Source organism: Mesorhizobium shangrilense (genome assembly GCF_040537815.1).
Taxonomy (GTDB): domain Bacteria; phylum Pseudomonadota; class Alphaproteobacteria; order Rhizobiales; family Rhizobiaceae; genus Mesorhizobium; species Mesorhizobium shangrilense.
The window spans coordinates 245,377-259,210 of sequence record NZ_JBEWSZ010000003.1 but is presented as its reverse complement, the minus strand read 5'-3'; the positions used below and the strand labels follow the sequence as shown (position 1 = coordinate 259,210).

Sequence of the window (13,834 nt, the reverse complement as noted above, 5' to 3'; positions counted from 1 at the left end):
TTTTCGTTACGACCGACCGCCCATGACTCGGGCCCAACGAGGATTGGCTACATCTCTCCAGGGAAGGCCATCAAAGACGCTGCTGAACGACTAACGTTCGGTTCTATCCATCACGAGAGTGAATCGATCTGCGTCCGCTGATTCAAACCATTCATTGGACGCGCGCGTCCGGCTGCGCGATTCTGTCCGCAATGATCGCGCAGCTCTATCGCCTCTGGATCGAACGCCGCGACGCGGATCGGAACATGGCGCGCTTCTATGCGCTGTCGATCGAGGAGACCCTGTTCGGCCAGACCTGCCTGGTCCGCCGTTGGGGCCGGATCGGAACCACCGGCCGCACGGTACAGCACTCCTTCGATACCGAGGGCGAAGCCGTCGAGCTTTTCCTCGAGCTTCTGCGCGCCAAGCGGATGCGCGGCTATCAGCCGCGATCCGCCTACCCGACGCGCAGAAGCGATCCCGTCTAGTTGACAGGGTAGCCGCTGGGGCGACGGGAGCCAGGCTTGGAACGGAAACTGTCCGGGTCCTCGGTCTGGTTGGAGCTGTCGCGCTTGGGTCAAGCGGGTATTGGTGTTCATGATCGTCGTCATACAAAAAAAGGGCCGGGGACGGATCGCTCCGCCTCCGGCCCTGTGAATGGTGCGTCCGTCTAGTCGGACAGGTTGAGTCGTTTCAGAAATTCAGCGAGACGCCCATCGCGTGGCGCCCAGCCGGCCGCTGCGGCTTTGTCCTCGATAAGTTTCGCGGCGAGGGCGGCCGGCAGGGGCATGAAGTCGAAGCCTCTGGCAAGAGCTGCTGCACGCAGGGCGTCGACGGTTTCATATTCGCGGTCCCTCGTGCCGAGCCACAGCGCAGGATCGTCGGTCACCTCGTGAGGGAAAGCCTGAAGGAAGAGGGTCCGCAGCGGCGGATCGTAGCCAATGATGGCGTCGGGATCGGAGCGGCCTTTGCCGGTGACGGTGATGGTGTAGCGGCTCATTAAAACCTCCTGATCGTCTGAAAAGGAAGGGCCGGCCCTTCGAGACCGGCCCCCGAAGCTCACTGCGGGTTGTTCCAGAGGATCACCTTCTTGCTCTCGTCGCCGCCGGGGGCGGGGGCGAGGTTGCCGAAGATCACGCCGATCTCGGGGGCCTCGATCTTGACCGAGAGGTATTCCTCGCCCGAACGCTGCGAGATGCGGTTCCAGCCGGCTCCGATCTCGAAGCCCGTGCGCTTGTTGACGATGCGGTAGTCGGGTGCATCCTCGCGCGACTTGTTGGTGTTCGGGATGAGCGTGATCGGGGCGTTGACCCGGAGCGTGGCAAAGACGCCTTCCATCGAGCCGTCGGCCTTGGTGGTGAGGTTTGCGATCGTGGTGGCCATGGTAGTTCTCCTTCGGTTGCATCGGGACCATTCCCGATGGCGCCAAAGGAGAGGGCCGTCCTGCTGCGGTCATCTCGGCGAAAATTCTGGAAAATTCTATTTGCCGAAAACAGCGGGCAGGCCCTTCGCCTGTCCGCGGACAAAAAACAGAAATCGAATTTTCCTGAATTTTCGCCGAGTGTACCCCCAACGGGGGTTGACCGCACAAAGCAGGCGGTCGTCTACAAAGGCGACATGACAAGGGATTGGTCCGGATGTGAGCGAAGGCGATGCCTCCGGCCACCATCGCAGATCCATCACGCCGGGTGCGGCGGCCGCAGTCAAGCGTTTGCCCCGCCTGCGGATCTGCTCTCCATCACCCTCCGGACCCCACGATCCATCGAGGAGGTCCCCTGCCCCGTCTTCCGTCATGCGCCCGGTTTCGACATCGGAGCCGGCAGGTGGCGCTCTGTTCCGACACGGGCGGGGCTCGCCCGGTCAGGCGCGGCAGCCGGGAATGCCCTGCCTGATCCGCAACTGCCCTGCCCCTGGCGCGACAGACGGGCAGGATGCTCCTGAGGATTGCCGGGGGCCGCAAGGGCCGGCCTCGCGAGGGGCTGGCTTCGAAAGGAGCAAGCAACGATCGCCGCGGTCATCACAAGCGCCGGGGTCGGCTTCGGCCGGGTCAAAGCGGGCGCTTGCGCCGCCCAGTGCCGGCGGGCTCGCGGCGATCAGGCGGGCAGTGCCAGGCGGTCCTCCGCCGTCATGCGGGCTTCAACCTCGCGGAGAACGTCAGGGCCCGCAATGTGCAGCATGGCGCGCCAGTCCGCGGTGTTCTGAACGGTCGCCACCCTGCCGCGCATCATGTCGTAGACGACGCAGGAGCTGCCGATCACGGCGAGACGCAATATGTTGAGGCAGGTGCCCGGCGACGCGCCGTCCCAGACCATCAGCCCGAACTGGGCGCGGCGGGCCATTTCCCGGTCCTTCTCGGCGTGGACGGCAAAGCCTTGTGCGCCGCCCGGCGGAGGAACGTGGTAAGCGGCCCAATCACCGAGATTGTTGCGCGGTTCGGCCCGGGCATGGAAGACGCCGACATGCTCGTAATTGTAGCCCGCGAGCAGGCCCTACATCTCGGCATCGGCTCCTGGCGCGTCGCCGATCAGCACGCCGTGCTCGGCCGCGACGATTCCGCCGATACGCTCGATCGCGGGGACTGGCAGTTCGAAGATGTCGCGTGAACCGCCGAGGAATATCATCGCCATGGTCGCTTTCCTTTCTCTCAATGCACCCCGCCCCGCTCCGGCCCAGCTCTCCCCCTCGCGCGCGGGATCGTCACCGAAGGCCAAGACGGCGAAGCCGGCTCGGGGAGCGGCGGCACGCCGCGAGTAGAGCCCGGTCGGCCGCAGGCCGGCGCGCCCGGACCGGTCGGAAGATAAATGAGCATCTGGCGCACCTGTCGCCTGGCCGCGCTGAATTCGGCGGCTGGAACGGATGTGTGCACACGAAGAACCCGACCGCGAACGGTCGGGTTCTTCGACGTGGTAAAGGAAGGGGGCGCTCACGCGCCACCCTCCGCGAACCGCCAGACCGGAATGCCGAGGCGGCGGGCCTTATCGGCGAGGTTTTCGGTAATGCCGGAACCGGGGAAGACGATCAGCCCGTAAGGCATTACCGAGAGCAGCTGGTCGTTGCGGCGGAACGGAGCGGCCTTGGCGTGCCGGTTCCAGTCCGGCTTGAAGGCGATCTGGGTGACCTTGCGATTCTCGGCCCAGCAGGCGGCGATCCGCTCGGCGCCGCGCGGGCTGCCACCGTGGAGCAGGACCATGTCCGAGTGCTTCTCGCGGGCCTTGTCGAGCGCCTCCCAAATCCTGTCGTGCTCGTTGCAGTCGAGACCGCCAGCGAAGGCGATCTTGGTGCCGGCCGGGACCAGCACCTCGGTTTCGGCGCGACGGCGTGCCGCGAGGAAGTCCCGGCTGTCGATCACCGCCGCGGTGATCGCCTGATGGGAAACCTTGGAACCGGTGCGCGGCCGCCATGCTGAGCCCGTCTGTGCCTCGTAGAGGTCGGCCGCCTCGTCGCGCATGATTTCCAGAACGTTGCGGCGCTCGATGTAGGTGATGCCCTCGGCCGTGAGCCGTTCCAGCTCGACGGACTTCACCTCGGAGCCATCCTGCTCGTTCTGGCTCGAGCGCTGGGCCTCCTCATTGCGATCGAGGCTGCGAGCGACGCGCTCGGCGGCGCGGTGGAAGACGTTCGCGAAGCTCCAGAGCAGGTCGTCGAGGTCGGGTTCGAGCCTGGTATCGCCGAGCATGCCGGCGAATGTCTCCACGATTCCGGCGAGGCCGGCGCGGATCACCTCGTCGTCGGGCAGCGGGCGAGGATCGGGCTCGTCCTGATGCGGACGGTGGCCGTACATCTGCAGTTCGAGGATGACGCGATCGGTCGGCGAGGAGGCGTTGTAGGGCTCGTAGGCGTCGTCGAAAGGAAGCTCGTAGGTCATGGCGTGTCTCCGTCGGTTGCGGCCGCGCTCATCGCGGCCTGACAGCGAAACCCGGCCGCGCCCTGGGCGCGGCCGCACCGAAGGCCGGAGCAAAGCGGAGGACGGCGCAGCCGTTGCGGCCGTGACCGGGGGGTGGCAGGGATCGCCTCTCAGGCAGGCCGCGGGCGCGGCCTCCCGCCGGACCACCTCCATGCCTGCGAGGCTTTCAGTGACGCCGCCCCTGCCCGCCTGCCGGCCCGAGCCGGTCATCCGGACGGCAGGAACAGACGGGCATCTTCCGGAAAGAGCTGATCTCGCAGCCATGCGGCGAGGTGGTCCGCGCCGAGATGGCGCAGATCGTCGTTGAAGTCGCCGAGCTCCGGCCGCAACACGAGAGCTTCGATCCTGGCCTCGCCTGCGAGCTGGCTGAGACGCTCGATGCCATGCCGGCCGGCGGCGTCCGCATCGGCCGCGATGTAGAGGCGACGGCAGCCGGGCGGGAAGGTCAGGCCGGCGAGGTGATTGGCCGAGGTGGCCGCGGCCACCGGCAGTGCCGGCATCACCGTCCGCAACGAGGCCATCGTCTCGAAGCCCTCGCCGGCGGCCATGACCGGAATGGGGGCACCGGGTTCGAGGCCCAACCAGATGGCGTTGCCGAGAAGATGACCGAGCGAGCGACGGGGATCGATGAGCTGCGCCTTGCCGACCTTGCCGCTCGGGTCGAGCCCAGGGGAGAGGCCAGGGGACAGGTAAGTGCGCTGCAGGCCGGTGATGCGCCCGTCGAGGCCGGTGACGGCGGCGATCATGGCGGGAAGCGTCTGCGTCTCGCCGGTCACGAGATCCCGGTAGTAGCAGCCGGGATGGAAGCGCAGAGCGCGCTCGCGCGCGGCGAGCAGGATGCCGCGACGGGCAAGGTAGCGTTCGGCAAGCGTGCCCGCGATCGGCTGCGACATGGCAAACAGGCGACCCGCGGCGCCGGGAGAGCCGCGTGCCACGGCACGCTGGGGCTGCGCGCGGGAGGTCGGCCACTGTGCTCGCGGCATGGTAAGGAAGCGACGCGCTTCATCCGCGACATCGCGGAAATCGACAAGGCCGCAGCTTTCGCGGATGACATCGAGCAGATCACCATGTTCCCCGCTTTGTTCGTCGACCCACTTGCCAGCCGGGCCCTTCGCGTTGGCGTTCAGGCGCACATGCATGGAGCGGCCGCGCGTATTGCGGACATCGCCGACGATCCAGTGATTGCCCGAGCGATGGCCGTTGGAGAGATATTCGCGGCACACCGCCTCGGCATCGTCGCCGAGACGGCGCGCCAGCTCGGAGGCCGAGCCTGTCATGCTCGCCTCCCTTCACGCCGCGGCTGTGCGATCGGTGACCCCAACCAGCGTATGGCGCTCAAGCAGCGAAGCAAGCATGGCAGAGCCCTGCGTAGAGGTCGGAATGAATAGCCTGAGCTTCCAGGAGATGATTTCGGAGATCAGGCCCAAGGCCTTCAACCGGGGGGCCATCGCGTCGGTGAAGCCGATCAGCTCGACACGGTAGTCGTTCATGACCCGGCTGCGGCGCAGGACCAGGCCGTCGGCAAGCTGCAACCCTATCCGTCCGTCGACCAGACCCTTCCAAGCTTCGTCCGGTGCAAGCGTCGGCACATCGTGGAGACCGAGATTGCGCAACATCGTCGCGACCAGCGTTGGCGCGACGTGGCGCCCGATAATGCGTTCGCCCGTATCGGTCTGGAGGCGGTAGACTTGGCAGTCATGGTCCGGCAGCCGCCGCCAGATCGGCAGCAGAAGGCCGGTGACGATGTGGAATGTGCTGGTGGTGAACTCCGGGACGGCGATCACTTCAGCCTGCCACAGCTCGCAGAACAGTTTTCTGTCAGCCGGCTGCCAATGGGTTTCGGCAAGGGCGTCGAGGCCAAAGCGCAGCTCGTCGGTTGGCCGCAGCAGGCGTACGCGGTGTTCTATTGCGCCGTCGTCGAGCATCAGGCTTGCTGTCGCCAGTTGGATTGCCCCGCGGTTCGACCGGGTGTTGACCAGCAGAACCGATTGCGGTTCCGCGCGGGCAATGGCCAGCGCGTCTACCAGACCGAGCGGCCGGATGCGGTCCTTGCGCGCGATGGTCAGCACATGCGACTGCGCGCCCGAGACCGGATACGTATAGACGGTGCGCCGATTGGTGACGGCGATGCTTTCCGCCGTGATCGTCTCCAGACCCCTGTCGTAGTTGCCTGCGGCGATTGCGCCCTCGACCTTCGCCGCCATCAGCTGCTCGAACACCTCGAATAAAAGGTTCTGGGTTTCGATGCGCAGTGCCAGCAGGCGGTTCAACCAGGTCGTGATCGGCGGCAACTCATCGCGCAAGCCGCCCTCGTCTGTCGTCAGCGACAGGCCGGTGACGGCTTCGAAGGTCGTGAGCGAGCAGCCGTCGATCTTGCCTTGATGCAGAAGATAGTAGAACTGGCGTAGGGCGGCGCGTGCATACGGGCTTTCGAGATTATCCTCCGACCTGAACAGCCCTGCCCCGCCGGTCTGGCGCTGGCCGCGCGTGATTGCACCCAGCGTGTCGAGCCGCCGCGCGATGGTCGACAGGAAGCGCTTGCCGGCCTTCACATTGGCGGCCATGGGCCGGAACAGTGGCGGCTGCGCCTGATTGGTACGGTGGGTCCGCCCGAGACCCTGGATGGCGTTGTCGGCGCGCCAGCCGGCTTCAAGCAGATAGTGCTTGCGCAGTCTCTGGTTTCGAGCCCCGAGATCGGCGTGATAAGAGCGGCCGGTGCCGCCGGCGTCGGAAAAGATCAGCACGCCCTTGTCGTCGTCCATAAAACTCTGCGTCTCGGCGAGATTGGCTGAGCCCGGACGGTTCTCGACTGCAAGCCGGTCGACGCCGTCGCGGCCGGTCTTCCTGACGATCCGCCGCGAGCGGCCTGTCACCTCGGCGACGGTGTCGGTACCGAAATGGTGGAGAATCTGGTCGAGTGCGCTGCCGACCGGCGGCAGCGATGCGAGTTTTTCGATCATTCCGTCGCGCCGGCGAACTGCCTCCCGGCACTGGACCGGGTTGCCGTCGGCATCGTGGACCGGCCGCGAATAGACGTTGCCCTCGGCGTCTGAATATTCCTCGAACAGCTGTGTCGGGAAGGAATGCATCAGATACCCGCCGACGTATTCGCGCGGCGTCACGTCGACATGCAGATCCGCCCATTCTTCGGTCGGGAGCTCGGCCAGCCGCCGTTCCATCAGCGCTTCGCCGGTCGAGACGATCTGCACGACCGCCGAATGGCCTTCGGCGCGGTCCTGCTCGATGGCGCCGATCAGCGTCGGCGTCATCATCGAGGTTATCAGATGGCTGAAGAAGCGCTGCTTGGTGCTCTCGAAGGCCGACCGCGCCGCCGATTTGGCGTTGCGGTTCAGCGTTGCGGAATCGCTGGTGATGTTGGCGGCCTCGAGCGCGGCATTCAGGTTGTTGTGGATGACCTGGAAGGCGTCGGCATAGGAATTGTAGATGCGGATTTGTTCCTCGGTCAGCTCATGCTCGAGGAGGTCGTATTTGACGCCGTCATAGGAGAGCGAGCGCGACATGTAGAGGCCGAGCGATTTGAGGTCGCGGGCGAGGACCTCCATTGCTGCCACGCCTCCGTCCTCGATGGCCGCGACGAACTCGGCCCGGTTGGCGAACGGAAAGTCCTCGCTGCCCCAGATGCCGAGCCGCTGGGCGTAGGCCAGGTTCTCGACCGCCGTCGCTCCAGTCGCCGACACGTAGACGACGCGGGCGTCTGGGAGGGCGTGCTGCAATCGCAGTCCGGCCTTGCCTTGCTGTGACGGGGCGACGTCGCCACGCTCGCCTTTGCCGCCGGCTGCGTTCGCCATGGCGTGCGCCTCGTCGAAAACGATGACGCCATCAAAGTGCTTTTTGGTCCCTGTCGCGGCCTCGCCGCTCCTCGTTACCTTTTCCTCAGTCCCAGTCGGGCCTGCAGCCCTCCCCGCCTCTTGGCCGACCCAGTCGAGGATCTGGGCGATCCGGGACTTCTTGCCATCGCGCTCCTGCGGGCGGAGCGTCGCATAGGTGGTGAAGAGGATGCCTTCGGCAAGGCGGATGGGCGTGCCCTGCCGATAGCGCGAGAGCGGCTGGACGAGGAGACGTTCCTGGCCAAGTGCTGCCCAATCGCGCTGGGCGTCTTCGAGCAGCTTGTCCGACTTGGAAATCCAGATGGCGCGGCGGCGGCCCTGCAGCCAATTGTCGAGGATGATGCCGGCGACCTGTCGGCCCTTGCCGCAGCCGGTTCCGTCACCAAGAAACCATCCACGGCGGAAGCGGACCGCATTCTCGGCGCCTTCAGGGGCGGCCGCGACCACATCGCAGGTTTCGTTGACAGTCCAGGCTCCTGCGAGATGGCCGGAGTGGGCTTCGCCGGCATAGATCACGCTCTCGATCTGGGCGTCGGACAGCAAGCCGTCGTCGATGATCGCATCAGGCAGGAGGGGTCGGTAGGACGGCTTCGGCGGCGCGACCGAGGCCATGGCCGCCGACTGCACCAGCGGTGTCGGATGCGGCTTGGCGCGCGAGATGTGGATCGACTGGAGCGCATAGGGCTCATAGATCGTGTCGATGAGCCGGCCGCCCTCCTCCGGCATCCAGTCGCGCAGCTTATAGGCAAGCGGGAGGACAGGCGCGCTGCTGGCCATGGCTGGTCGGGCGGGCTTCGTCCGGGCAACCGGGTGGGCTGGCCGGATGGTCTTCGGGGCAGCCGCCGAGGCGGGGATGAGTGCGATGCTTACCGCGGACCGACCGGCCATCTGCATTGCTGTCTTGCGCAGGATCCCGTTCGACAGCGCGCCGATCGAGTCCCGAAAGCCGCCCGGTGTCCGGGGCGGCAGGTCAGAGATCCAGGAGAGCAGCGTCTCGACATTCGGAGTCTTGCCCGGCGAGGTGACGAACATGGATGGGTCGGCGGCGGCGGTCTTGTCGATGATCGTCAGGCGGGTTTCGGCGGTCGTGCCATGGCGGGCATAGATGCGGCCGTCGATTGCCGCGGTAAAGACGATCCTGCCCTGCTGCTGTAGCCGCTCAAAGGCGGGCCGCCATTTGGGGTTTTCGGGCGAAAGATCGGTGCCCGTGATCGCGACAAGACGGCCGTCGGCGCGAAGGCGTGCGAACGCGGAGGAGAGATGCCGCCATGCCGCATCGGCGACATGGCCGTCCACATAGGCGCCCACGGTAAAGGGCGGGTTCATCAGAACGACGGACGGCTCGATGGCGGGATCGAGATGATCGTCGATATGGGCTGCGTCATGCCGGGAAATGGGAACCCGCGGAAACAGCAGGCCGAGCAGATCGGCGCGTGTCGCGGCAAGCTCGTTGAGGGCAAGCGATGCCCTTGCGATCTCGGCATGGACGGCGAGAAGGCCGGTGCCGGCCGAGGGTTCGAGAACGAGGTCTGAAGCGGCGATCGCGGCGGCGTGGGCGGTGACGAAAGCGAGCGGGAGCGGCGTCGACAGCTGCTGCATGGCCTGGCTCTCGTCGGAGCGGCGCGTGTGGGTGGGAACGAGTTCGGCGATGCGTTTCATCATCGCCAGCGTCGCCTGCGGCGAGGCCGATCGGGACAGGATCGCGGATCCGAAGCGGTGGAGAAACAGGACTTGGGCGGCTTCGAACGCCTCGTAGGCGTCCTTCCAAATCCAGAAGCCTTGTGCATCGGTGCCGCCGAAATTGTCGGTCATGGCCGTGCGTAATGTCGCGGTGGTGATGGGCTTGCCCTGTTCCAGGAAGGGCAGAAGCTGTGTGGCCGCCTGGTGGATCGCCTGCGCCGTATCGATGGCGTCAGGCGTCGGGTTGGCAAGGGGAGCGGCCGTCGGGGCGACGGCCGATGAGGTCGTGACGATGTTCATGGATATGTCCTTCGCGGAAGTGAGTGTCCGCCCCGCCGGCACGCTCTCTGCGCCCCGGCAAGGCCGCATTCCTTCCGGCCCCGCTCTCCCTCCAGCGACGTGGAGGAAAGGGCGGCGAAGAGATCTCGAACAAGCGGCTCCCCGTCACCTTTCTTTGGCGCCACGGACCACGACGGATGAATCTCGCGGGTGCGCTTGCCCGCCTGGAGTGGCCGCTTACGATGGGTCCGCATCGTCGCCCCCTCCCCTTCTCACGCGTCGTGCGCGGGCTGCCGACATGCGGCTGTCGATCTCTTCGTCGGACAGATCCTCCAGGAGCTTGAGGCCGGTCCCCTGTTCGCCGGCGTTGACCAGGATGGTCCGCTTGCCGTGGTGTTCGACGGGCCAGGCTTCGGGATTGGCCTCGCCGGCGATGCTCTTGAAGTCGGCATGCGTCGCGGACCAGATCGCTTCGAGCTTTTCCTCACGCGTCATGCTGTCGATGGCGCCCGTCTCGTGAGCAATGATCGCCGCACGCATGGCGTCAGGACTGCGCTTGTCGGAGAGATCGCAGAACCCATGGAACCACCGTTCGCGGCTGCGGATCCTGATCGCGAAGAAGACGCTGGTTACGTAGCCCGCCTTATATTCGGACATGCCGAACATGCCGGTTCGCTGAAACAGCGGTGGCAGAAGACCGAGCATGAAATGGTACGAGGAGGCCTCGATTTCGAACCATTCCGACGCATATGGTTTGTCGGACAGGGGATCGACACCGGGAGTATCGCTGTGGCGATTGAAGAGGGCGAACATTTGCTCGCGCGTCACGACGCCCTCGAACACTTTTCTGAACGGTGGATGGTTGGACATGAAGTTTCTCCGGAATGGCCGGGCCACCCGCCGCGGCTGCGCTGCGGCGAGTGACCGTCGGGGGATGACGGGATCGGCGGGGGCGGGGGTTCAAGCGGCGCGGCGATCCGCGGAAAGTGCGGCATCACGACCGACACCGGTGATGGCGCGGACGGCCGCGGCGAGGGCCGGAATATCGTCGAGCATGGTCAGCGCGACGAAGTGGTTGGGCCCACCGATATAGTCCTTGCGGCCCTTGCAGGTCCGGATCAGAATGCCGTGACCCGAGGACAGGCCGAACTGGCCGAACTGGATGTAGACGCCGTCGTGGTGCAGGGTAACCTCACCCGAGATGGCAACCCCGGCCTTGTTGGATCGGACGATATAGCTGCCCGGCGGCAGCGCCAGCTCCGCGGCGAGTTTCTTCAGCCATGAACGCGCTGTCGTGTGAAAGCGTCTTTTCTGCTGCTCGTCATAGGAGCAGCTTCTGTTCCAGTCGAACATGTCGATCTCCATGAAACGGAACAGGCCCGGCGATCGCTTGTGCCGATCCCGGGCCTGTGTCGGTTGGTTCTAAACGGTGAAGACGTCAGGCGGCCCCGCGGTCCTCGATGACATCAGCGCCGACCTCGTCGGCAGAGACCTCCTCGAGATAGGCTCGGCTGTACGAATTGCTGGCGAGCCAGCGTCCGGCCGCTTCACGGTTCTCTGCGAGATGCAGGAGCTCCGGGCTGTCGCCGAGGTCCTGCAGGACCCGGACCATGCCGATGGCCGGACGCTCGACGATGTCGAAACGCAGATCGCTTTCGACGGACCAGGTGCGCCGGACCGAGACGACGATGACGCCGCTCCCGCCAAAATCACCTTCATGCAAGGTGAAGCATGCTGGAGAGCTATAGGTCGCTCGCGACCGCGGCGGTTCCTTCCTGACCAGGCAACCGGTGCCATTGCGGCTCTCCCACGCGGAGAGCTTTTTTCTGAAACGAGCGGGCGGCTTCGGTATGCCGTCGTAGTAACGGACGACGCTCCCTAGAGAAGCGCAATCGTAAATTGTATGTGCGGACATATGTATTTCTCCATGTCTGGAAACAAAAAGGGGCCCGGCGAGATGCCGAGCCGGGTGCGGAGCGGGAGGCCGATTATTCGGCGGCCTGGAGGTGGTCGGTTTCGTCGCCGGCGCCGATCGCGGACTCATCGGATGATGGATCCGTATCGGCGGCGAGGAAGGCCGGCAGTTCGGCGGCATCCCCGTCGAGGGCCGTGTCATCCGCCACATCGTTGCTGACGGTCTCGCCGGCGTCGACAACCGCGTCGTCGCCGTCGAGACGCAGCGGCTCGGGCAGCCAGTTCGATCCTTCGAGAAGACGGGCGGCCTCACGTGCCATCAAGTCCTTCTTCATGTGGTCGATCAGCTGTGCGGAGTCCTCGCCGCAAGCCTCACGCACCGCCTGAACGATCCGGGCCTTGGTGACGCGGCCGAGATAGTTGTCGACGGTGGGCTCCCAGCCGGCCGCAACCATGTCGAACTGGAGCGTGGCGGCGAGTGCATCGACATGGGCAAGCGCGCCCGGCCGCTTGTTCCACGGCTCGACGACGGCATTGAGCGAGAGCGACACGCAGTGCGCGAACAGCGCCTTGCGGCTCGCCTCGTCGAGACCAAGTAGAAAGTCCCACAGCTTGTCGCTGTCCGGCATATCCCGGTCCCAGGCCTCATGACGCTCGGCGATCTCCCTCGCCCAGGGCGTCTCGGCGAGACCCTGGACCTGGCCGAAGCTGTTGCTCGTCAGGATGACCTCCAGGCAGCTATCCTTGGCGAACCGGTAGAACACCTGCAGCACGAGGGCATGGAGGACCGTGACAAAGGCGATGTCGACGTCGCTCGCCAGCGCGTTGCGCAGCGCGAGCGTCTTTTGCGCGGTTAGATCGAAGACGAGGCGATCAGGCAGCGGCTTGATGCCCTCATCCTCGGGTTCTTCTGCGCCGTCGGATGCCCCGTTCACGAGCCGGCCGTTGACGACGACGCGATTGGCGCCGTCATCGTCTGCATGCGACACGTCGCGATCCTCACCGTCGGCTTCTTCGTCGTCCTCGTCCGTCTCGACCCGCGCCTCGTCCTCGGGACGGACAAAACCGGCTTCGATCTGCAGCTGGCCGCTAGCGGCCAGCGTGATGAACGCACCGGCGATGGCCTTCTGCGCCGGATCGTAGACTTGGGGACGATCGCTGAAAGCGTCGAGTCCGGCGCCAAGCTGATCGAGCTTGGACTCGATCGTCTCGTCGGCTTCCTCCATCTCGGCATACTTGGCGTCGAGATCGTCATACTCGGCTTTCGCCGCGTCGTAACGGGTGATCTCCTCGGCGCTCATCTTCGCCTGTTCGGCGTAGACGCGCCGCATGCCGGAGGTGTGGCCGTAGGGGAAGCTGATCGCCGCCTCGACCCACTTCCAGCCGTCGGCGCGAACGGCCTGGGAATCTGCCTTGAGCTTGTCGAAAACCAGTTGCTCGAGAAGAGCTGCATCCTGGAACCAGCCGCCGGAATCCTGCTCGAACAGATCGCGCAGGACAACGCCGCCCGCAGCCTCATAGGCTTCGGCGCCGACATAGACCGCCCGGCGATCGTCGGCACGAACCGTAGTCTCCGTCAGCAGGCGCCTGATGTAGTAGGGCTCCTGCATGTTCGAGTTGTTGGAGATGCGCTCCCAGACCTGCTCCTGACGTGCATGGTCATCGGAGATCGAAAACGCCATGATCTGCTCAAGACGGATTTCATCCCGTTCGTAGAGCTCGAGCAGCTTTGGAGAGACCGTTGCAAGCCTCAGGCGCTGCTTGACGGTCGCCGGCGACACGAAGAATCGGGCGGCGATCTCCTCGACGTCAAGGCCCTGGTCGCTCAGAACCTTGAAAGCCCGGAACTGATCGAGCGGATGAAGGTTCTCGCGATGCACGTTCTCGGCAAGCGAGTCCTCTTCGACCGACGTCGTTGCGCTGCGATTGACAATGCAGGGGATCGGCTCGTTCTTTGCCAGACGCTTCTGTTTGACGAGAATGCCGAGCGCGAGATAGCGGCGGCCGCCCGCCGGCACTTCGAAGGTGTCGGTCTCCTCTCCATTTCTGTCGAGCACAGGACGGACGTTCAGGCTCTGAAGGAGCTTTCGCCGGCCGATATCCTCGGCGAGCTGCTCGATGGATATGCCGTCCTTTACGCGGCGGACATTCTGCTGCGACAGCACAAGCTTGTCGTAGGCAATATTCTCCGAGGGGTTCATTGCGATCTTCTGATTGGCCTTTGCCATGG

The 13,834-nt window shown here is 65.3% G+C and carries 12 protein-coding genes; 1 reads left to right on the top strand and 11 read right to left on the bottom strand.

What is annotated here, in order from left to right; genetic code table 11:
* Positions 1 to 191 precede the first annotated feature (191 nt).
* The gene (locus ABVQ20_RS30370; RefSeq protein WP_354463367.1) at positions 192 to 467 is read left to right on the top strand and encodes a WGR domain-containing protein; all 276 of its coding nucleotides are present in this window, start codon (positions 192 to 194) and stop codon (positions 465 to 467) included.
* Between the two features lie 182 nt (positions 468 to 649).
* Here the strand turns inward: ABVQ20_RS30370 and ABVQ20_RS30365 are convergent, their stop codons facing one another.
* From ABVQ20_RS30365 to ABVQ20_RS30315, 11 genes are all read right to left on the bottom strand, one after another.
* Positions 650 to 979: a hypothetical protein gene (locus ABVQ20_RS30365; protein WP_354463366.1), complete on the bottom strand. Its 330-nt coding sequence runs from the start codon at positions 977 to 979 to the stop codon at positions 650 to 652.
* A 59-nt stretch (positions 980 to 1,038) separates the two neighbouring features.
* Positions 1,039 to 1,362: a DUF736 domain-containing protein gene (locus tag ABVQ20_RS30360; protein WP_354463365.1), complete on the bottom strand. Its 324-nt coding sequence runs from the start codon at positions 1,360 to 1,362 to the stop codon at positions 1,039 to 1,041.
* A gap of 710 nt (positions 1,363 to 2,072) precedes the next feature.
* Entirely contained in the window at positions 2,073 to 2,318 is a 246-nt protein-coding gene (locus ABVQ20_RS30355; RefSeq protein WP_354463364.1) for a hypothetical protein, read from the bottom strand.
* 150 nt (positions 2,319 to 2,468) lie between these two features.
* On the bottom strand, positions 2,469 to 2,606 hold the full coding sequence (locus ABVQ20_RS30350) for a hypothetical protein (RefSeq protein ID WP_354463363.1): 138 nt from the start codon (positions 2,604 to 2,606) through the stop codon (positions 2,469 to 2,471).
* Between the two features lie 296 nt (positions 2,607 to 2,902).
* Positions 2,903 to 3,844: a DUF2493 domain-containing protein gene (locus tag ABVQ20_RS30345; RefSeq protein ID WP_354463362.1), complete on the bottom strand. Its 942-nt coding sequence runs from the start codon at positions 3,842 to 3,844 to the stop codon at positions 2,903 to 2,905.
* A 245-nt stretch (positions 3,845 to 4,089) separates the two neighbouring features.
* Positions 4,090 to 5,160 carry a DUF7146 domain-containing protein gene (locus ABVQ20_RS30340; RefSeq protein ID WP_354463361.1) on the bottom strand — a complete coding sequence of 357 codons (1,071 nt, stop codon included), beginning with the start codon at positions 5,158 to 5,160 and terminating at the stop codon, positions 4,090 to 4,092.
* A gap of 12 nt (positions 5,161 to 5,172) precedes the next feature.
* Positions 5,173 to 9,711, bottom strand: a complete 4,539-nt coding sequence (locus ABVQ20_RS30335) for a strawberry notch-like NTP hydrolase domain-containing protein (RefSeq protein WP_354463360.1) — start codon at positions 9,709 to 9,711, stop codon at positions 5,173 to 5,175.
* Positions 9,712 to 9,927: 216 nt separating this feature from the next.
* Complete coding sequence (locus ABVQ20_RS30330) at positions 9,928 to 10,560, bottom strand: DUF1419 domain-containing protein (RefSeq protein ID WP_354463359.1); 633 nt, start codon at positions 10,558 to 10,560, stop codon at positions 9,928 to 9,930.
* Between the two features lie 90 nt (positions 10,561 to 10,650).
* Positions 10,651 to 11,043: a hypothetical protein gene (locus ABVQ20_RS30325; RefSeq protein ID WP_354463358.1), complete on the bottom strand. Its 393-nt coding sequence runs from the start codon at positions 11,041 to 11,043 to the stop codon at positions 10,651 to 10,653.
* An 85-nt stretch (positions 11,044 to 11,128) separates the two neighbouring features.
* Entirely contained in the window at positions 11,129 to 11,605 is a 477-nt protein-coding gene (locus ABVQ20_RS40695; protein WP_494337957.1) for a UCP036055 family protein, read from the bottom strand.
* Between the two features lie 73 nt (positions 11,606 to 11,678).
* Positions 11,679 to 13,832 (bottom strand): ParB/RepB/Spo0J family partition protein, encoded by a 2,154-nt coding sequence (locus tag ABVQ20_RS30315; protein ID WP_354463356.1) that lies wholly within the window; start codon positions 13,830 to 13,832, stop codon positions 11,679 to 11,681.
* Positions 13,833 to 13,834 lie beyond the last annotated feature (2 nt).